Below are 18,981 nucleotides of genomic sequence, written 5' to 3'. Positions count from 1 at the left end.
ATTTTTTCCCACAACAGTGGTCTCCTGTTATCAACCAACGACCAGGTTCAATAATTTACCTGGCACATAGATGACCTTGCGAATACTGACGCCTTCAAGATATTTCGTCACACTGTATTCTTGCGTCGCCATTTCTTGAACATACTCTTTTGTTGCATCTGCCGGTACAGTAATGCGGCCACGAACTTTACCATTAATCTGAATGATTACCAGTTTAGTATCGTCCACCATTGCTTGCTCATCGGCTTGCGGCCATTCAGCAACATCAATGTCATTTTCATTGCCAAGTTCTTTCCACATTACGAAACAAGCATGTGGGGTAATAGGCGAAAGCATACGTACAACTGTAGCCAGTGCTTCCTGCATAAGAGCGCGATCCTGCTCAGTTTCCTGTGGAGCACGTGTCAGTTTGTTCATCAGCTCCATAATTGCAGCAACGGCGGTATTGAATGCCTGACGACGGCCAATATCATCGGTGACTTTCGCAATGGTTTTATGGAGATCACGGCGCAGATCTTTTTGCTCCGCAGTCAAGCTACTGATATCCAGCGGCTGGGTTGCCCCTTTATTACTGTGTTCATAAACCAGACGCCAAACACGTTTAAGGAAGCGGTTAGCGCCTTCTACACCAGATTCCTGCCATTCCAGAGTCAGTTCTGGTGGTGCAGCGAACATCATGAACAGGCGGACAGTATCAGCACCGTATTTATCGACCATAGTTTGTGGATCGATACCGTTGTTCTTGGATTTCGACATTTTGCTCATGCCGGTATAAACCAGTTCATGGCCGTCTTTATCCGTTGCTTTAATAATGCGCCCTTTCTCATCGCGCTCAACAATAGCGTCAGCCGGAGATACCCAGACTTTTTCGCCACTGCCGCCGGTGTAATAGAAAGCATCGGCCAGAACCATGCCTTGGCACAGCAGGCGTTTGGCGGGCTCATCAGAATTAACCAGGCCAGCATCGCGCATCAACTTGTGGAAGAAGCGGAAGTACATCAGGTGCATGATAGCGTGTTCAATACCACCGATGTATTGATCCACTGGCAACCAGTAGTTGGCCGCAGCCGGGTCTAACATGCCTTTGTCATGATCCGGGCAGGTATAACGTGCGTAATACCATGAAGATTCCATGAAGGTATCAAAGGTATCCGTCTCAAGCAGAGCAGATTGACCGTTGATGGTCGTTTTTGCCCATTCTGGATCAGCCTTGAGTGGGCTGGTGATGCCATCCATCACAACATCTTCCGGCAGGATCACTGGCAACTGATCTTCAGGAACAGGAACAACGGTTCCATCTTCCAGTGTTGCCATTGGAATTGGAGCACCCCAGTAACGCTGGCGGGAAACACCCCAGTCGCGCAGGCGGTAATTGACCTTACGCTGGCCGGCGCCCATTGCAACCAGTTTGTCTGCAATGGCATTGAAACCTGCTTCATTATTCAGCCCGCTGAATTCACCGGAATTGACCAGTGCATTTTTGTCTGTAGCGGCTGCGTCCTGAATATTGGGTTCGTTGCCGTCGTTATCCAGAATAACGACTTTCATTGGCAGGTTGTACTTAGTAGCAAACTCCCAATCACGTTGATCATGAGCAGGAACTGCCATAACAGCGCCAGTGCCGTATTCCATCAGGACAAAGTTAGCGATCCAAATAGCTATTTTTTCATTGGTCAATGGATGAACAACGAACATGCCTGTTGGCATGCCTTTTTTCTCCATGGTTGCCATATCTGCTTCGGCAACTTTGGTATTACGGCATTCGTTGATGAATTCTGTCAGTGCCGGATTATTTTCCGCCGCTTGTTTTGCCAGAGGATGACCTGCTGCGACAGCAACATAGGTTGCACCCATGAAAGTATCTGGGCGAGTAGTATAAACGGTGAGTTTTTCTTGGCTATCAGCAACATTAAAAGTGATTTCGACACCTTCAGAACGACCAATCCAGTTACGCTGCATAGTCTTGACCTGTTCAGGCCAATCTTCCAATTTATCCAGATCGTTCAGCAACTCTTCCGCATAATCAGTGATCTTAATGAACCATTGTGGGATCTCTTTGCGTTCTACTTGGGTATCACAACGCCAGCAGCAGCCATCAATAACTTGCTCATTAGCCAGAACGGTCAGGTCATGTGGACACCAGTTAACAGCGGAGGTTTTTTTGTATACCAAACCTTTTTCGTACAACTTAGTAAAGAACCACTGTTCCCAGCGATAGTATTCTGGTACACAGGTTGTTACTTCACGATCCCAGTCATAACCAAAACCCAGTGTTTTCAACTGGCTTTTCATGTATTCGATGTTGGAATAAGTCCATGGAGCAGGGGAGGTGTTATTTTTAACCGCAGCCCCTTCAGCCGGCAGGCCGAAAGCATCCCAACCGATTGGTTGCAACACATTTTTACCTAGCATGCGTTGATAGCGGGAAATAACATCACCAATGGTGTAGTTACGGACATGGCCCATGTGTAGTCGACCAGAAGGGTAAGGTAGCATAGACAGGCAATAGTATTTTTCTTTGCTGTTGTCTTCTGTCACTTTGAACGTTTGCTTCTCTTGCCAATGAAGCTGGACTTGTTGTTCTATGTCTTCTGGACGATATTGTTCTTGCATGGCACCGATAATCCTATGGTGAGTAATAAAGCTACGCCGTTAGCGTGCTTGTTGTTATGAAACATAGTTGTTTATGAAATCTAAGACGCCATAGCATAGCTGATAAGGGATAGGCGCAACAACTCTTGTTAAAGGTGGAATGTGGAAAATTACTTATTTTTGATGGAATTTAAGGCCAGCGGATAGTGTTGCCATCCGCCGGCAAAGAAAAATCAGTGTAAAATTTTTGCCAGAAAATCGCGGGCACGCTCCGATTTCGGGTTGGCAAAGAAATCTTCTTTCTTACTGTCTTCGACAATTTTGCCCTCATCCATGAAAATAACGCGGTGCGCTACTTTTTTGGCAAATCCCATCTCATGGGTTACCACCATCATAGTCATGCCCTCTTTTGCCAATTCAACCATGACATCCAGCACCTCATTTATCATTTCGGGATCGAGTGCAGAAGTTGGCTCATCAAACAGCATCGCAATAGGGTCCATGCAGAGGGCACGGGCGATGGCAACCCGCTGTTGCTGACCACCAGAAAGTTGTGCGGGGAATTTATTAGCATGACTGGCTAATCCAACTCGTTCCAGTAATTTTAATGCTTTTTCAGTCGCCGCTTTCTTATCGCGTTTTAGTACCTTAACTTGGGCCAGTGTCAGGTTTTCAATGATAGAGAGATGTGGAAACAGCTCAAAATGTTGGAATACCATTCCCACTTTGGAACGTAACTGTGCCAGATTGGTGCTCTTATCATTGACTTTTGTTTCATTTACCAGAATTTCACCCTGCTGGACTGGTTCAAGGCCATTGACCGTTTTTATCAGCGTGGATTTACCGGAACCAGAAGGCCCACAGACCACGACTACTTCGCCTTTTTTGACTTCAGTCGAGCAGTCAGTAAGAACCTGAAATTGGCCATACCACTTGGATACATTTTTCAGGGAAATCATCAAACAGTCCTTTTCTTCAAATAGTTAACCAGCATAGAAGCGGCAAAACTAATCACAAAATAAACAAAGCCGGCAAACAGAACCATTTCAATCTGAGTGCCGTCGCGCTCACCAATATTCGCTGCTGTACGGAAAAAATCAGCCAGACTCAGAACATATACCAGAGACGTATCTTGGAATAATACAATGCCTTGCGTTAGCAATAGTGGAATCATTGCCCGGAATGCTTGCGGCAGGATGATCAGACGCATGCTTTGCATGTGGGTCATACCCAGTGCCAGCGCAGCAGAGGATTGCCCACGGGAAATACTCTGAATACCTGCCCGAATGATTTCGGAATAGTAAGCGGCCTCAAATAGCGAGAAAGCTACCATTGCGGAAATTAAACGGATATCGGTTTTTGGTGATATACCTAGAACATTTTGTAATAAGTTAGGCACAATCAGATAGAACCAGAGTAATACCATCACCAGCGGAACTGAGCGAAAGAGATTAACATAAAGAGTGGCAAACCAATTCAATATCTTAATGGATGAGAGACGCATCATTGCCAAAATGGTTCCCCAGACAATTCCAATGATAATGGCTACTACGGTGATTTTGGCCGTTATCATCAATCCATTCAGGAGAAAGGGCAGGCTAGGAATAATTGAACTCCAATCGAACTGATACATTTATTTACCTTCCTCCCATATTGCCTGGCAAACGTACTTTTTTCTCAAGTATGGTCATGGCAAGCATAATCACGAGATTGATAGCCACATAAGCCAAAGTGATCGCTGTAAATGATTCATAGGCGTGTGCTGAGTAATCCAGCAATTTCCCGGCTTGTGCAGCCATATCAACCAGCCCGATAGTAGAAGCAATGGCTGAGTTCTTCACCAGATTGAGCATTTCTGAAGTCATTGGAGGAATGATCACCCGATAGGCGTTTGGCAGCAGAACATAACGATAGGTTTGTGGCAGGGTTAATCCCATTGCCAACCCTGCGGCTTTTTGCCCTCTGGGGAGTGACTCAATTGCGGCACGAACCTGTTCACATACACGGGCGGCAGTGAATAATCCCAAGCAAATGACAGAAGAAATAAAAAATTGAATATTAGGATCCAGTTCCATTTTGAACCAATCGCTTACGCTTTTGGGCAGGAATTCTGGCACTACCAAATACCACGTAAAAAACTGGACAATAAGGGGTACATTGCGAAACAGTTCAACGTAACACGCGCCAAGCCCGGAAAGAAATTTATTCGGGACAGTTCGGAGAATACCAAACAAAGACCCGACAACAAGTGCAATAAGCCAAGCGCAGATGGAAAGTGCGATGGTGACTTGAAACCCGGAAATTAGCCACCCCAAATAGGTGGTATTACCAAAAGGGGCAGCTTGTAAAAAGATGCCCCAATTCCAATCAACAGACATAACCGTTCTCCCTGAAATGGGGTTGGCAGTAATACTTAAAAACGATCTAAAAAAATGAGGTAGGGAACGACTACCTCAGACCCGTCGTGCCAATAAAATCAGGATTTTTTAGTTCCTTAATTAGTTCAACACCTTATCGTTTGGTGACTTAAACAAAGCTCTCATTTCATCTGACATGGAGAAGTTCATGTTCAGGTTTTTGGGTGGAATTGGCTCTTTGAACCAGCGATCAAACATTTTTTCTGCCTCACCGGAGGTCTGTACTTTAACAATGACGTCATCAATCAATTTCTTGAATTGAGGATCATCTTTGCGCAGCATACAGCCATAGGCTTCTTCTGATTGCGCCTTGCCAACAATGATCCATTGATCCGGTTTCTTCGCTTTTGCACGTTCGCCCGCGAGCAAAGCATCGTCCATCATAAAAGCAACGGCACGGCCTGATTCCAGAGTGCGGAATGAATCGCCATGGTCTTTGGCACTGATGATGCGCATTTTCATTTGCTTCTCATCATTGAGTTTATTCAACAAAATTTCAGAGGTTGTGCCAGAAGTCACGACAACATTTTTTCCTGCCAGATCATCAAACCCTTTGATGCCAGAATCTTTTTTAGTCAACAGGCGAGTACCGACGGCAAAGATAGTGTTGGAGAATGCTGCTTGCTTCTGTCGCTCATAATTGTTAGTTGTAGACCCACATTCAAAATCGAATGTTCCGTTTTGTAACAGGGGAATGCGGTTCTGGGAGGTAATCGGGATCAGCTTGACCTGTAGGTTAGGCATATCCAGTTTTTTCTTAACAGCATCGACGATCAAATTGGAATAATCTTGAGAATAACCAACGACGTTTTGCTGATTATCGTAGTAAGAGAATGGGACAGAAGATTCTCTGTGTCCAACCACGATAATACCATTATCTTTGATTTTTTTCAGTGTACCAGTCAATTCCTCAGCATGAGCAGCCCCAACCGCGCTAAGTAACATCATAGTTAACATCAACTTACGCATATACAGCTCCTATATCTGGCTATTTTTCGTGAAATTACACTTTCTTACAGATGATTCTGTTTTTACCTAGATGAATAAAATTGTTTGTAGAAACGATTTTCCGAATTGTTTTGTTTATATGCTGTAAAAAAATAATTCATAATGTTACTTTTTTGAAACTACAATGTTTTCATTTCGCGACCTGCCTCGCACTATAAATAAACAATTTCATTTATGCGTGGTTAGAAAGTGAATAATATCGAATACTGTTCACACTTTGAACTATTTGGCGCAATATTCTGTTTATGTGTTATAAAGCTGGTTATATATGTTGTAAATTTGCGTTACATCGGTGATAAAAGCGAGGGTTAAGAGGGGTTACTGAAGTTGTCTGTGGAGTGAGATAAAAATTATAAAATCAGGGCATATTTTATGCCCTGATTCTTAATTAATAACATCTTATCATTTATGAGAAATTACGTTTTTTCATAAAAGCAAAAATGAAAAACAGTGCACTGATTCCCCATATCGGCCAATTTCCGAAGCGAAAATAAGGCGTTACTCCTGTTGCGGGTGTAACTTTGGCCTCTAATACCTGCCGGGTAAATTGTGGGATTTCAGCTTGAATTGAGCCATTTGGGCTGATCACTGCTGTAACACCATTATTTGTTCCTCTTAACAGAGGGCGAGCCAGTTCAAGGGCGCGCATCCGAGCCATCTGGAAGTGTTGCCACGGGCCAATGGAACGCCCAAACCAGGCATCATTAGAAACGGTGAGCAAAAATTCTGTGTCAGGCTTGAAGTTATCACGTACCTGTTCACCCAAAATAATTTCATAGCAGATAGCAGCAGTAATATTGTGCCCTGCAACGGAAAGCTGTGGCTGAGTGTAATCACCACGGCTAAAAGAAGACATTGGCAAATTGAAGAAGGGGGCCAATGGGCGCAATACTGATTCCAACGGGACAAATTCACCAAATGGTACAAGGTGATGTTTGTCGTAACGAGTAGGAGCTGGGTATTGGTAAGGTGTTTTATCACCCAATACGATAATGCTGTTGTAAAATTTATAACCTTCCAGCGTGGGTCGGGCATCAACAATACCGGTAATTAAGCTGGTATTGTGTTCCCTCAGTGAGGTATCCAGTTCGGTCAGAAAATCCCTTTGGTTGTACTCAGTATCTGGGATAGCAGATTCAGGCCAAATGATGATAGGCGCCTTGCCAATGAAAGGGCGGCTATTATCCAGATAAATATCCAACGTTTTCCCAAGAGCAGCAGGATCCCACTTTATAGCTTGGGGAATATTGCCTTGAACCAATGCGATATTAGTGGCTTTTTCAGGTTGCAGGGTATACCACTGATAATGTCTCATTGGCCATGGCAGTAGCAGCAAGATAATGGCAATGATGGCCGATGATAGCTTTTTATGAACAGTAGCAAAAACCAGTAACCCGCTAATCATCATAAGCAGGAAGGTAATGCCTTCCACACCCAGAATAGGCGCAACGGCTTTCATTGGGCCATCAATTTGACTGTAGCCGAATTGTAACCAAGGAAACCCGGTTAATACCCAGCCACGTAAGAATTCTGTTAATTGCCAAAGCGCAGGGCTGGCAATAACCAGCCTGATGCCACCGGAAGTTGGAAAAAACCGGTTCAGTAAGCCGGCAAATAATGCAGGATAAAGGGCAAGATAGGCTGATAGCAGGAGTACCAAAAAAATATTGATGGCGGTTGGCATGCCTCCAAAATCGGCAATACTGACATAAACCCAATTTGCACCGCTGCCAAATAAGCCAAATCCCCAACATAAACCAATAAAGAAAGCCTGACGGCTGGTTCTGTTTAAGGTGAGAATTTGCAGGCCGAAAAGAGAAATGAGAGCAGCAGGCCAGAAATCAAAAGGTGAAAAAGCCAGTGTTCCACTGGCTCCGAAAAGAAGTGCCAGCACAGCACGTAGCCGCTGGCAGTTCATTAATGAGGCTTTGTTCATCCAGATCCTATTATTGTTTATCAAGGCTAGGAACTTCAGCATCATCCGGTATTTTTACATGAACCTGAATGATCTTACGGCTATCAGACATTGCTACTTTGAAAAGATAGCCACTAATGACAATAGATTCTCCACGGGAAGGCAGATGCCCGAATGCCTGCATAACTAGCCCGCCAATGGTATCAACCTCTTCATCGCTGAAATTGGTACCGAAAACCTCGTTAAAATCTTCAATTTGAGTCAATGCCCGAACTGAATAGGAGTGTCGGCTTAACGCACGAATATCGTTATCTTCATCATCATCGTATTCGTCTTCTATTTCACCAACAATCAGTTCAAGAATATCTTCAATTGTGACCAGACCAGAAACACCGCCAAATTCATCGATCACAATCGCCATATGATAACGTTGAGAACGGAATTCTTTCAGCAGACGGTCAACACGTTTACTTTCCGGTACAACAACAGCTTGACGAAGCACTTTATCAATGCTGAAAGGCTCTGTATTCGAACGCATGAATGGCAGTAAATCTTTCGCCATTAATATGCCTTCAATGTGATCCTTGTCTTCACTGATGACAGGAAAGCGTGAATGGGCCGAATCGATAATAACATCCAGACATTCGTCCAGAGATTGATTGCGTTTTAAGGTAACGATCTGTGAGCGTGGGATCATAATATCCCGCACACGTTGGTCAGCAATATCCATTACCCCTTCGAGCATCTCTCGGGTATCGGGATCGATCAGGTCGTTCTGCTCTGAATCACGGATCAGTTCAACCAAATCATCACGGTTTTTCGGCTCACCGTGAAAAAGCTGATTAAGAAGCGCAAAGAAGCCTTTCTTAGGGCCAGGGCTATCGTTACTTGAAGGATGGTCGTCGCTCATGGCGTTTTAATGAAAATTCCCCATTAATAAATCGTAGAATGTAATGTTTAACATAAAAATGTCGGTCATGGTTATTCTTTTTCCATGAGATAGGGATCAGGATAACCCATTTTTTCCAGAATTTCTGTTTCCAGAGATTCCATTTCCTCTGCTTCATTGTCTTCGATATGGTCATATCCCAGAAGATGAAGGCTGCCGTGAACCACCATATGTGCCCAGTGTTCCTCGACAGTTTTTTGTTGCTCTTCTGCCTCTTTTTCAACAACTTGACGGCAGATGATTAAATCACCGAGCAAGGGTAACTCAACTTCAGGTGGTGCTTCAAATGGGAAGGATAGCACATTGGTTGGTTTATCTTTCCCGCGATAAGTGAGGTTTAAATCGTGGCTTTCTGCCTCATCGACCAAACGAATGGTCACTTCACTTTCCGTTTGAAATTGTGGCAGAACACCTTCCAACCAGCGTTGGAACAGGGCTTCATCAGGAAGCCCTTCTGGATTTTCACATGCAATTTGCAAATCTAATATGACTGAACTCATTGTGCTTCCTGTTTGCGTTTTTCATTAAGCGCTTTTTTACGCTCTTGCTCTCCGGCTTCCCATGCTTCATAGGCGATAACAACTTTTGCAACTACCGGATGGCGGACAACGTCTTCACTATGTAAGAAGTTAAAGCTCAGTTCATCAACATCAGATAAAACTTCTACCGCATGGCTCAGACCTGATTTCTGCCCTCTTGGCAGGTCAATCTGAGTCACGTCACCAGTAATAACCGCCTTGGAATTAAAACCAATACGGGTTAAAAACATTTTCATCTGTTCGATGGTCGTATTCTGGCTTTCGTCGAGAATAATAAAGGCGTCATTGAGGGTACGTCCACGCATATAAGCTAGTGGAGCCACTTCAATAACGTTTCTTTCGATCAGCTTCTCAACTTTTTCAAATCCCAGCATCTCAAACAGGGCATCATAAAGCGGGCGCAGATAAGGATCGACTTTCTGGCTCAGGTCACCGGGCAGGAAACCCAATTTTTCTCCGGCTTCAACCGCAGGACGGGTCAGCAGAATACGACGGATTTCCTGACGCTCCAGTGCATCAACAGCAGCAGCGACAGCCAAATAAGTTTTCCCTGTTCCCGCCGGTCCAATCCCGAACGTGATATCGTGGTCAAGGATATTGGCAATATATTGCGCCTGATTGGGAGTACGGGGCTTTACAACACCCCGTTTGGTTTTGATATTCACGGCCTTGCCGTATTCAGGCACACTTTCTGCTACCTGTTCCAGTATACGGCTTTCGGTGATAGCCAGATGAACCTGCTCAGGCTCAAGATCCGGTATCATGCCGCGTACAGGGGCGGTTTCGACATAAAGATGACGCAGGATACCCGCTGCGGCATTCACACACAGTGGCTTACCTACCAGTTTGAAACGATTATCGCGACGGTTGATTTCGATACCCAAACGGCGCTCAAGTTGTTTCAGATTGTCATCAAGTGGTCCACACAGGCTCATTAGACGTTGATTGTCTGCGGGTTCCAGAAAAATTTCTTGTGTTGCTACTTGTGGGTTGATTTGTGTCACTGATTATCTCTATGTTAGGGCCTGTTAAGGCTGATAAAAGCCAACGCCGAGTTCATCTTCCTTGCGTGTACGGGCAATGACTGATTCAGGTGACTCATGGATACGAAGATCCATCTCATCTTCCGTGCGGATAACTTTACCTCGCAGGGAATTGGCGTATACGTCAACAATCTCGACATCAACGAATTTGCCAATCATGTCAGGCGCACCTTCAAAGTTAACCACACGGTTATTCTCAGTACGGCCGGAAAGCTCCATGATATTTTTGCGGGATGGGCCTTCAACGAGAATACGCTGTGTACTGCCAAGCATTGCACGGCTGAAGCTCATGGCTTGTTGGTTAATACGTTGTTGGAGTAAGTACAGACGCTGTTTTTTCTCTTCTTCACTTACGTCATCAGGCAGATCGGCCGCAGGGGTTCCTGGGCGTGCTGAGTAGACAAAGCTGAAACTCATGTCGAAATTAACATCGGCGATCAGTTTCATGGTTTTTTCGAAATCATCCTGTGTTTCTCCTGGGAAACCGATGATAAAGTCAGAACTAATCAGAATATCAGGACGAGCCTTACGCAGACGGCGAATAATACCTTTGTATTCCAGCGCAGTATGGGCACGTTTCATCATCGTCAGGATGCGATCAGAACCACTCTGGACTGGCAGATGCAGGAAGCTGACCAACTCTGGCGTATCCTCGTAAACTGCAATGATATCATCAGTGAATTCAATTGGATGGCTGGTGGTAAAGCGGATACGGTCGATACCATCGATAGCCGCAACCAAACGCAACAGTTCTGCAAATGTGCAGATATCTCCATCAAACGTTGCACCACGATAGGCATTGACGTTTTGACCAAGCAGGTTAACTTCACGCACGCCCTGTGCAGCAAGTTGAGCAATTTCAAACAGAATATCGTCACAAGGACGGCTGACTTCTTCTCCACGGGTGTAAGGAACGACACAGAATGTGCAGTACTTGTTACAGCCTTCCATAATGGAAACAAAAGCGGTTGGGCCTTCTGCACGAGGCTCTGGCAGACGGTCGAATTTTTCTATCTCAGGAAAACTGATATCAACGACCGGACTGCGGGTGCCTTTGACATGGTTAATCATTTCAGGCAGACGATGCAGAGTCTGCGGCCCAAAGATAATATCGACACTAGGCGCACGCTGGCGAATAAAATCTCCTTCCTGAGAGGCTACGCATCCACCCACGCCAATAATGATCTCAGGGTTTTTGTCTTTTAAGCCTTTCCAGCGACCAAGTTGGTGAAAGACTTTTTCCTGAGCTTTTTCACGGATTGAACAAGTATTCAGGAGTAAGATATCTGCTTCTTCGGCGACATCGGTTAACTGATAACCGTGAGTGGTTTCCAGCAGGTCGGCCATCTTGGATGAATCGTATTCATTCATCTGACAGCCCCAGGTTTTGATGTACAGTTTTTTTATCGTCGACATTTTGTGTATCCGGTGTTTCCAGTGGAATGATGCTTCAACACTGAAAAGCGCAATGTATTGCACATAGTGTATTTAGCATAATATTGTTGGCTATTGTAGTCATTTGAGGCACGAGTGACCAGACTGTAATACCGGATATTCACAGCCGGAAAGGGAAAATTCCGGTACACTATTTTAATCAACAAGTTAATCACGTGATAAGTATGAATAATCCACAACAAAAATTCGATATCCTTGTCGTGGGTGCTGGCATGATTGGCGCCGCGACAGCATTGGGATTGGCACAGGAAGGCTGGCGCGTTGCGCTATTGGAACACCAGCCACCAGCGCCTTACGATGCAGGCAGTGAACCTGATATTCGCGTATCTGCGATTAGCTGTGCTTCCGTGGATTTATTGAAGCAATTGGGAGCGTGGAAAAATGTATTACAGATGCGCAGTGCCCCTTATCGCAAATTGGAAACGTGGGAACAGAATGATTCCAATGTAACTTTCGATGCCAACAGCCTTGGATTGCCGGAGTTGGGCTATATGGTGGAAAACCGTATCTTGCAATTGGCTCTGTGGCAGGAATTTGAACGTTATCCAAACCTAACACTGTTTTGTCCTACGGTTCTGAAATCGATGCAGCGTCAACGTGAGGATAAAACATGGCGGGTAATGTTGGCAGAGGGGACGGAAATTGATGCACATCTGATTATTGGTGCAGATGGCGCCCGCTCTCAAGTTCGTCAATTGGCAAATATTGGCAGCAAAGGATGGCAGTATCGGCAGTCGTGTATGTTGATAACGGTTAAGACTGAGCAACCCCAACAAGATATAACATGGCAGCAGTTTTTTCCTTCTGGTCCCAGAGCTTTCTTGCCGCTGTTTGATCAGTGGGCTTCATTGGTTTGGTATGATTCCCCTGCACGTATTCGTCAATTGCAATCAACGACGATGGTACAACTTGAGCGAGAAATTGCTAAGGCATTTCCTGCCCGTTTGGGTAAAGTCGCTCCGATTGCAGCAGGCTCATTTCCTTTGGTTCGCCATCATGCCAGCCATTATGTGCAAGATGGATTGGTGTTACTGGGTGATGCAGCTCATACCATTAACCCGCTGGCAGGGCAGGGAGTGAATTTGGGATATAGAGATGTTGATGTTTTGCTCAATGTACTGACTAATGCCAAAGAATTGCTGGAAGATTGGCATTCTCAGGCAATTTTGATGCGTTATCAGCGCCGTAGGATGCCGGATAATTTAGTGATGCAAGCAGGGATGGATCTTTTCCACACTGCATTCAGCAGTGATTTGCCGGGACTGAAAACGGTGCGCAATTTGGCACTGATGGCGGCACAACGTTCAGGTGTTATGAAAAATCTCGCACTGAAATATGCTTTGGGCTTGTGAGTGGTGTTTATTTTTACAAACCATAGCAATGGTTATTGTCTCTTCTAGTTAGAAGCCACGGATGGCTTCTGTTACATACTGTTTTGTATTCCTCTTTTACTTGTTGTATATACAAAAATTGTGATTTTTGTATATCTTCTCTTCAGTGTATTTAAGTGGCTTTTTAAGTTATCATTACGTGATTCAGTATTGTCTTCTACTGTGTGAAGTCATATTTTGTATATACAAATATCAGTTGACTATCCACCTGTTAAAAGAAGGCTATTATTGGACATGAAGCTTCTTATTTCGTCTAAGGTTAGACAGAAATTATCAAACAAGACACCCCCAGTGAATGAAGAAGATATACTGCAGTGTTTCTCTAATAGGGTTGGAAGATTTCTTGAGGATACAAGGGAAGATAACAGATCCGACCCACCAACAAAGTGGTTCATATCAGAGACCGATTATGGAATGAAACTGAAAATAGTATTTGTGTTTTATCCTGATAAAGGTATTGCAATCAGAACTGCATACGCTCCCGATTATGAAGAACTTAGAATTTACAATAAATATGGTTTATAAACAGGAACTGAAAAAATGAGCAAGCAAAGTGATAAGCAAAAAAGTGACCTTATAGCTTCAACTGATGAAGCTTGGGATAGTCGCGAGCTTGGTTGCAGCGAGGCTCACGTCAAGGTATCTGAAGATATAACAGAAGAACTAATTAACGAAGAACTTGAGTTACAACCTATATCTATAAGGCTGAATAAGTCTTTGATTGAAGATTTAAAACTTATTGCTGAACTCAACGGCCTTGGTTATCAGCCATTAATTCGGCAGGTTTTAAATCGTTTTGCTGACTGTGAAAAAAAACGGATCTTAAAAGAATTTCATCGCAAAATGGTTTCAAAAAACGAAAAGAGTAAGTTGACTAAGAAGGGTAAGAAAAAAGATAAAGCAGCTTAATATTAAGCAAACATATAAACCCGCCTATGAAAAATTTGGCGTTTTTTGTGATATCAAAAGATCTTATTGTTATTGAGCTACATCTTTTATCGGAGGAATGAGGTGGAGCGGGTTATTTCACAAACATATTAACAGATATGGCTGGGGTACCTGGATTCGAACCAGGGAATGCCAGGATCAAAACCTGGTGCCTTACCGCTTGGCGATACCCCAATTGGATTTGAAAATGAATGGTGGCTACGACGGGAATCGAACCTGTGACCCCAGCATTATGAGTGCTGTGCTCTAACCAGCTGAGCTACGTAGCCGTTTACAATAATCGTAAAATTTATGGTAATTTTCAGCAACATGGCTGGGGTACCAGGATTCGAACCTGGGAATGCCGGAATCAGAATCCGGTGCCTTACCGCTTGGCGATACCCCAATTGGATTTGAAAATGAATGGTGGCTACGACGGGAATCGAACCTGTGACCCCAGCATTATGAGTGCTGTGCTCTAACCAGCTGAGCTACGTAGCCATTTACGATAATCGTAAGATTTGTGATAACGTTCAGTGAAATGGCTGGGGTACCTGGATTCGAACCAGGGTATGCCAGGATCAAAACCTGGTGCCTTACCGCTTGGCGATACCCCATCTGAGTGTTACCACTGCGACCTTTATTGTTCTCAAGCTATTTTAATTCAACGCTGCATCGTTTTAGCCATCTGCTGTTTCAGCTGTATGGCTGGGGTACCTGGATTCGAACCAGGGGATGCCAGGATCAAAACCTGGTGCCTTACCGCTTGGCGATACCCCACCTGAAACAACACACTAAAACTTAAAATCGTCAATAAAAAAATTTTAAGTACAAACCGATAAAGAAAATGGTGCGGGAGGCGAGACTTGAACTCGCACACCTTGCGGCGCCAGAACCTAAATCTGGTGCGTCTACCAATTTCGCCACTCCCGCAAAGATGGTGGCTACGACGGGAATCGAACCTGTGACCCCAGCATTATGAGTGCTGTGCTCTAACCAGCTGAGCTACGTAGCCATCTTTCGCTTTGCCTTCATCGGCGGTGCGGGGCGAATTATGCGTATATCAGAGAGATGCGTCAACTGCTTTTTTAAAGAAATATGCACAAAGGCGTTCATTTGTTTGTCTTATAATCATTTTGCTGACTTTACCGACAAGAATAGCTGATGTTATCCCCCAAGAAGATGTTGTAACAGTACACCATTAAGCATAGCGCGTTTTGTTAGCGCAAATGCGCCAATAGCAGAGCAGTGATTTAGCTCGGAAACGACAACAGGAAGATCTTCACGAAATGCTTGTAATACTTGTGTATTGATACAACTCTGTATAGCTGGAAGCAAAACTTGCTCTGCTTCGGTTATTTCTCCTGCAATAACGACTTTCTGAGGATTAAATAAGTTAATCGCGATAGAAATGGCTTTGCCAAGATAATGTCCTACTTGCCTGATAACTTCTGTAGCCAACGGGTCACCTGTATTGGCCGCGAGGCAAATGGCGTGAATGTTGCAGTTATTCAGGGTGAGCTGGCTTGGAAAGCCTTGACGCAACTGATGCTGTACTCTGGCTTCTATTGCTGAGTTAGAAGCGATAGTTTCCAGACAGCCAAAATTACCGCAATGACAGCGTTCACCCAACGGCTCGATTTGAATATGCCCTATCTCGCCCATATTGCCACGTTTATTGAGCAGGATATTGTTGTTAACGATGACACCAGCACCCGTCCCTCGATGGATGCGTACTAGAATGGAGTCCTCACAATCACGAGTTGCCCCAAAGTAATTTTCAGCTAATGCGAGGCTGCGAATATCATGCCCAATAAAACAGAAGGTATTGAAATGATCCTTTATATTTTTCACCAGAGGCCAGTTATCTACCTTAATATGCGGCATATAACGGATAACACCTTCATCCGGGTCAACCAAGCCTGGAAGAATCACCGAGATTGCGATCAACTCACGCAGCCGACGCTGATTTTTATCGATGAAATTCTCGATGGTGGAAATAATCCGCTTCTCAACGTCCTGCTGAGTATTCTCTGGTACAGGATAGCGCTCTTCTGCCAGCGTTTTACCACTCATGTCAAACAGCGCCAAAGTTGCATCATGGCGCCCAAGTCGAATTCCAATCGTATGGAAATGGCGGCTTTCGGTGATAATGGAAATTGCACGCCTTCCTCCAGTGGAGGCTTGGTGTTCGACTTCTTTTATCAAGCCGCGTTCCAATAGCTGACGAGTAATTTTTGTTACGCTGGCGGGGGCAAGTTGGCTTTCTTCTGCAATTTGAATGCGTGATATTGGCCCATGCTGATCAATTAGCCGATAGACCACAGCTCCATTTAGCTGCTTGACTAGATCAATATTGCCGATTTGCTTTTGTACGCTTTCATTACTCATCAATCTTGATACTCACGATAGTTTGACTTCATTTCCGTTAATAATGGTTTTGCTGATTTTGAAATCGTGAGTAAATGCGGTCAGATTCGCTACCTTGCCGGGTTCAATCGTGCCGAGGTATTTATCAACACCGATTGCTCGAGCTGGGTAAAGCGTTACCATCCGCAACGTTTCATCCAAAGCAATACCAACATGTTCAACACTATTTTTGACGCTATCAATCATTGTGACTGATGAGCCGCTTAGTGTTCCATTTTCATCAACACATAAGCCATTTCGATAATATATTGTTTTATTGGCAAAGGTAAATTGCTTCATATCTTCGGTAGTTAACCCGGCAGGAACGATGGCATCTGTTACCAAAATGAGTTTTTCATTTTTCAATCGCTTGGAATTGCGGATATTTGGCCATGATACATGCATTCCATCACAGATAATGCCGGCATAGACTTCTGATGAATCATAAATGGCGCTGATTAACCCCGGCTGGCGACCAGAAATGGCGGGCATAGCATTATATAAGTGAGTAGAGAAGGTAATGCCATTTTGGAAACCATGACGCGCTTCTTCATAAGTCGCATTGGAATGACCGGCAGAAATAACAATACCTGCTTCGGCTAACTGCCGAATATATTTGCTCTCCACCATTTCGGGGGCGAGGGTAATCTTAGTGATGACATCCGCGTTAAGGCATAGGTAATTGACCATTTCCGGTGTTGGCTTACGGATATAGGCGCTATTATGAGTCCCTTTTTTGATTGGGTTCAGATAAGGCCCTTCCAGATGTAGCCCCAGTGCCTGATTGGGATTTTTTTTCAGGTAGGAGCGCATCACTTCAATGGCTTTTATCATCAACTCATCGGGGCTGGTGATGAGGGTAGGGAGGAAGCTGGTACAACCGTAAAGCTGATTAGTTTTCTGCATGGTATGCAGAGTATCTTCTGAAATATTGTCCAATTGATCATTAAATTGAACGCCACCACAACCATTGACTTGTAGGTCAATAAATCCGGGGGTAAGATTCGCGCCGTGTAAGTCGTGTTTCTCAATCTCTTCTGGCAATTCATTTACCGGACAAACCTGTTTAATCAAACCGTCCGCAATGATAACCGCGTGGTTATCAAGCCTGTCATATCCGGTATAAATGATGCCGTTGATTAATGCGTACATATTGGTTTCCTACACTTTGACTAAATAAGTTTAGCTGGCAAATTCATTGATAATGTCGGTTTCCAGTTGGCGAAAATACTTCACTGTTTTCACTTTCAGTTCCATCGTTGCAGGTTCATCACAAACGATAAGAGATTTTGGATGCGTCTGGAGGCAACTGACTGTCCACATATGATTGATATTCCCTTCTATGGCAGCTTGTAGAGCTTGTGCTTTATTCATTCCGGTTGCCAGGATCATGATTTCCTCGGCATCCATTAACGTGCCAACACCAACGGTTAATGCGTATTTGGGGACTTGCTCCACATCATTGTTGAAAAAACGGGAATTGGCTGTCCGGGTTTCAATGGTCAGTGTTTTGATGCGCGTGCGTGAAGAAAGAGAAGATGCGGGTTCATTAAAAGCGATGTGCCCATCATTACCGACTCCTCCCATGAATAAGTGGATTTTTCCATAAGATTTGATCTTATTTTCGTAACGCTGGCATTCAGCATCAATATCCGGTGCATTTCCGTTTAACAAATTGATATTTTCAGTTGGGATATCAATGTGATTGAAGAAGTTTTGGTGCATAAAAGCGTGGTAGCTTTGAGGATGATTTTCAGGCAGGCCGATATACTCATCCATATTAAATGTCACAACGTGCTTAAAGCTCACCTTTTCGGCTTGATACAGGGATATCAGCTCATTGTAAGTCGTTAGTGGTGTGCTGCCTGTAGGTAATCCAAGTACGAAAGGACGTTCAGTAGTTGGATTAAACTCATTGATTTTACTAATAATATAGTGAGCAGACCATCGACCAACGTCACTTGCTGTTGTTAGGGGGATCAGCCTCATGAGTACCTCTTAAAAATCATTCGTTAATTTAATTATGTAAGTCTATGCACGTCTATGTGATATCAGCAATATCAACGTGATGCGTGATAGCGGTAGGGTAAAATTGCACATCATACCTGTTCTGTACGGGCTTTGTTCCACTTAAAACAGAAAGATATTTTCAATTTTAAAATAAGATCGTCGTTATGGCTAGTTTTTTAGCTTTTTTAGCACATTTAATGACTTTTATATGGGTTTTTAAAGTATGTTTTTTTATTATTTTAAATAAGTTTCTGTGATTATTTATGTTTTAAAACAAATAGATGGTATATATCTGCGATGATAAAAAGGAACGTAGTCACGTTCCT

General features: G+C 44.0%; 16 protein-coding genes and 8 tRNA genes. 3 read left to right on the top strand and 21 right to left on the bottom strand.

Annotated elements, in window-relative coordinates:
• Nucleotides 1–30: 30 nt before the first annotated feature.
• The 10 genes from leuS to miaB form a co-directional block, all read right to left on the bottom strand.
• Nucleotides 31–2,613, bottom strand: coding sequence for a leucine--tRNA ligase (leuS, locus tag Xenpb_RS03125; protein WP_187653044.1), 2,583 nt, complete (start codon nt 2,611–2,613; stop codon nt 31–33).
• A 212-nt stretch (nt 2,614–2,825) separates the two neighbouring features.
• The gene (locus Xenpb_RS03120; RefSeq protein ID WP_187653043.1) at nt 2,826–3,551 is read right to left on the bottom strand and encodes an amino acid ABC transporter ATP-binding protein; all 726 of its coding nucleotides are present in this window, start codon (nt 3,549–3,551) and stop codon (nt 2,826–2,828) included.
• Nucleotides 3,551–4,225: a glutamate/aspartate ABC transporter permease GltK gene (gene gltK, locus Xenpb_RS03115; RefSeq protein ID WP_187653042.1), complete on the bottom strand. Its 675-nt coding sequence runs from the start codon at nt 4,223–4,225 to the stop codon at nt 3,551–3,553. Before gltK ends, Xenpb_RS03120 begins: the two co-directional genes overlap by 1 nt.
• 4 nt (nt 4,226–4,229) lie before the next feature.
• The gene (locus Xenpb_RS03110; protein WP_099114661.1) at nt 4,230–4,970 is read right to left on the bottom strand and encodes an amino acid ABC transporter permease; all 741 of its coding nucleotides are present in this window, start codon (nt 4,968–4,970) and stop codon (nt 4,230–4,232) included.
• Nucleotides 4,971–5,090: 120 nt separating this feature from the next.
• Nucleotides 5,091–5,984: an amino acid ABC transporter substrate-binding protein gene (locus Xenpb_RS03105; RefSeq protein WP_255523009.1), complete on the bottom strand. Its 894-nt coding sequence runs from the start codon at nt 5,982–5,984 to the stop codon at nt 5,091–5,093.
• Between the two features lie 439 nt (nt 5,985–6,423).
• Nucleotides 6,424–7,953, bottom strand: a complete 1,530-nt coding sequence (gene lnt / locus Xenpb_RS03100; protein ID WP_187653040.1) for an apolipoprotein N-acyltransferase — start codon at nt 7,951–7,953, stop codon at nt 6,424–6,426.
• Between the two features lie 10 nt (nt 7,954–7,963).
• A complete protein-coding gene (corC, locus tag Xenpb_RS03095) occupies nt 7,964–8,842 on the bottom strand; it encodes a CNNM family magnesium/cobalt transport protein CorC (RefSeq protein ID WP_099114658.1) in 879 nt (292 codons plus the stop codon).
• Nucleotides 8,843–8,913: 71 nt separating this feature from the next.
• On the bottom strand, nt 8,914–9,381 hold the full coding sequence (gene ybeY, locus Xenpb_RS03090; protein WP_187653039.1) for an rRNA maturation RNase YbeY: 468 nt from the start codon (nt 9,379–9,381) through the stop codon (nt 8,914–8,916).
• Complete coding sequence (locus Xenpb_RS03085; protein WP_187653038.1) at nt 9,378–10,424, bottom strand: PhoH family protein; 1,047 nt, start codon at nt 10,422–10,424, stop codon at nt 9,378–9,380. Before Xenpb_RS03085 ends, ybeY begins: the two co-directional genes overlap by 4 nt.
• Nucleotides 10,425–10,448: 24 nt before the next feature.
• The gene (gene miaB / locus Xenpb_RS03080) at nt 10,449–11,879 is read right to left on the bottom strand and encodes a tRNA (N6-isopentenyl adenosine(37)-C2)-methylthiotransferase MiaB (protein ID WP_187653037.1); all 1,431 of its coding nucleotides are present in this window, start codon (nt 11,877–11,879) and stop codon (nt 10,449–10,451) included.
• Nucleotides 11,880–12,082: 203 nt separating this feature from the next.
• Between miaB and ubiF the strand changes: the two genes are divergently transcribed.
• The 3 genes from ubiF to Xenpb_RS03065 all read left to right on the top strand — a co-directional run bounded on the left by ubiF (nt 12,083) and on the right by Xenpb_RS03065 (nt 14,218).
• Nucleotides 12,083–13,270, top strand: coding sequence for a 3-demethoxyubiquinol 3-hydroxylase (gene ubiF / locus Xenpb_RS03075; RefSeq protein WP_187653036.1), 1,188 nt, complete (start codon nt 12,083–12,085; stop codon nt 13,268–13,270).
• Between the two features lie 273 nt (nt 13,271–13,543).
• Entirely contained in the window at nt 13,544–13,834 is a 291-nt protein-coding gene (locus tag Xenpb_RS03070) for a hypothetical protein (RefSeq protein WP_187653084.1), read from the top strand.
• A 15-nt stretch (nt 13,835–13,849) separates the two neighbouring features.
• Nucleotides 13,850–14,218: a hypothetical protein gene (locus tag Xenpb_RS03065; RefSeq protein WP_187653035.1), complete on the top strand. Its 369-nt coding sequence runs from the start codon at nt 13,850–13,852 to the stop codon at nt 14,216–14,218.
• Between the two features lie 138 nt (nt 14,219–14,356).
• Here Xenpb_RS03065 and Xenpb_RS03060 read toward each other — a convergent pair.
• The 11 genes from Xenpb_RS03060 to nagB all read right to left on the bottom strand — a co-directional run bounded on the left by Xenpb_RS03060 (nt 14,357) and on the right by nagB (nt 18,634).
• Nucleotides 14,357–14,431 (bottom strand) — tRNA-Gln (locus Xenpb_RS03060).
• 18 nt (nt 14,432–14,449) lie between these two features.
• Nucleotides 14,450–14,526, bottom strand: a tRNA-Met gene (locus Xenpb_RS03055).
• 41 nt (nt 14,527–14,567) lie between these two features.
• Nucleotides 14,568–14,642: transfer RNA gene (locus tag Xenpb_RS03050), tRNA-Gln, on the bottom strand.
• A gap of 18 nt (nt 14,643–14,660) precedes the next feature.
• A tRNA-Met gene (locus Xenpb_RS03045) sits at nt 14,661–14,737 on the bottom strand.
• 41 nt (nt 14,738–14,778) lie between these two features.
• Nucleotides 14,779–14,853: transfer RNA gene (locus Xenpb_RS03040), tRNA-Gln, on the bottom strand.
• Nucleotides 14,854–14,941: 88 nt separating this feature from the next.
• Nucleotides 14,942–15,016: transfer RNA gene (locus Xenpb_RS03035), tRNA-Gln, on the bottom strand.
• A 68-nt stretch (nt 15,017–15,084) separates the two neighbouring features.
• Nucleotides 15,085–15,169, bottom strand: a tRNA-Leu gene (locus Xenpb_RS03030).
• A gap of 5 nt (nt 15,170–15,174) precedes the next feature.
• Nucleotides 15,175–15,251 (bottom strand) — tRNA-Met (locus Xenpb_RS03025).
• Between the two features lie 152 nt (nt 15,252–15,403).
• Nucleotides 15,404–16,627: an N-acetylglucosamine repressor gene (locus Xenpb_RS03020; protein WP_187653034.1), complete on the bottom strand. Its 1,224-nt coding sequence runs from the start codon at nt 16,625–16,627 to the stop codon at nt 15,404–15,406.
• Nucleotides 16,628–16,639: 12 nt separating this feature from the next.
• Nucleotides 16,640–17,797 (bottom strand): N-acetylglucosamine-6-phosphate deacetylase, encoded by a 1,158-nt coding sequence (nagA, locus tag Xenpb_RS03015; RefSeq protein ID WP_187653033.1) that lies wholly within the window; start codon nt 17,795–17,797, stop codon nt 16,640–16,642.
• Between the two features lie 30 nt (nt 17,798–17,827).
• Nucleotides 17,828–18,634 (bottom strand): glucosamine-6-phosphate deaminase, encoded by an 807-nt coding sequence (gene nagB, locus Xenpb_RS03010; RefSeq protein ID WP_187653032.1) that lies wholly within the window; start codon nt 18,632–18,634, stop codon nt 17,828–17,830.
• Between the last annotated feature and the right edge of the window lie 347 nt (nt 18,635–18,981).

Origin of the sequence: Xenorhabdus sp. PB62.4 (assembly GCF_014467285.1) — a bacterium.
Classification (GTDB): Bacteria; Pseudomonadota; Gammaproteobacteria; order Enterobacterales; family Enterobacteriaceae; genus Xenorhabdus.
This window is presented reverse-complemented; position numbering and strand designations above follow the sequence as displayed.

Bases quoted from the DNA above. Each gene is read 5' to 3' on its own strand.
- leuS (WP_187653044.1), bottom strand. From the start codon at position 2,613: ATGCAAGAACAATATCGTCCAGAAGACATAGAACAACAAGTCCAGCTT.
- Xenpb_RS03120 (WP_187653043.1), bottom strand. From the start codon at position 3,551: ATGATTTCCCTGAAAAATGTATCCAAGTGGTATGGCCAATTTCAGGTT.
- gltK (WP_187653042.1), bottom strand. From the start codon at position 4,225: ATGTATCAGTTCGATTGGAGTTCAATTATTCCTAGCCTGCCCTTTCTC.
- Xenpb_RS03110 (WP_099114661.1), bottom strand. From the start codon at position 4,970: ATGTCTGTTGATTGGAATTGGGGCATCTTTTTACAAGCTGCCCCTTTT.
- lnt (WP_187653040.1), bottom strand. From the start codon at position 7,953: ATGAACAAAGCCTCATTAATGAACTGCCAGCGGCTACGTGCTGTGCTG.
- corC (WP_099114658.1), bottom strand. From the start codon at position 8,842: ATGAGCGACGACCATCCTTCAAGTAACGATAGCCCTGGCCCTAAGAAA.
- ybeY (WP_187653039.1), bottom strand. From the start codon at position 9,381: ATGAGTTCAGTCATATTAGATTTGCAAATTGCATGTGAAAATCCAGAA.
- miaB (WP_187653037.1), bottom strand. From the start codon at position 11,879: ATGTCGACGATAAAAAAACTGTACATCAAAACCTGGGGCTGTCAGATG.
- ubiF (WP_187653036.1), top strand. From the start codon at position 12,083: ATGAATAATCCACAACAAAAATTCGATATCCTTGTCGTGGGTGCTGGC.
- Xenpb_RS03070 (WP_187653084.1), top strand. From the start codon at position 13,544: ATGAAGCTTCTTATTTCGTCTAAGGTTAGACAGAAATTATCAAACAAG.
- Xenpb_RS03065 (WP_187653035.1), top strand. From the start codon at position 13,850: ATGAGCAAGCAAAGTGATAAGCAAAAAAGTGACCTTATAGCTTCAACT.
- Xenpb_RS03020 (WP_187653034.1), bottom strand. From the start codon at position 16,627: ATGAGTAATGAAAGCGTACAAAAGCAAATCGGCAATATTGATCTAGTC.
- nagA (WP_187653033.1), bottom strand. From the start codon at position 17,797: ATGTACGCATTAATCAACGGCATCATTTATACCGGATATGACAGGCTT.
- nagB (WP_187653032.1), bottom strand. From the start codon at position 18,634: ATGAGGCTGATCCCCCTAACAACAGCAAGTGACGTTGGTCGATGGTCT.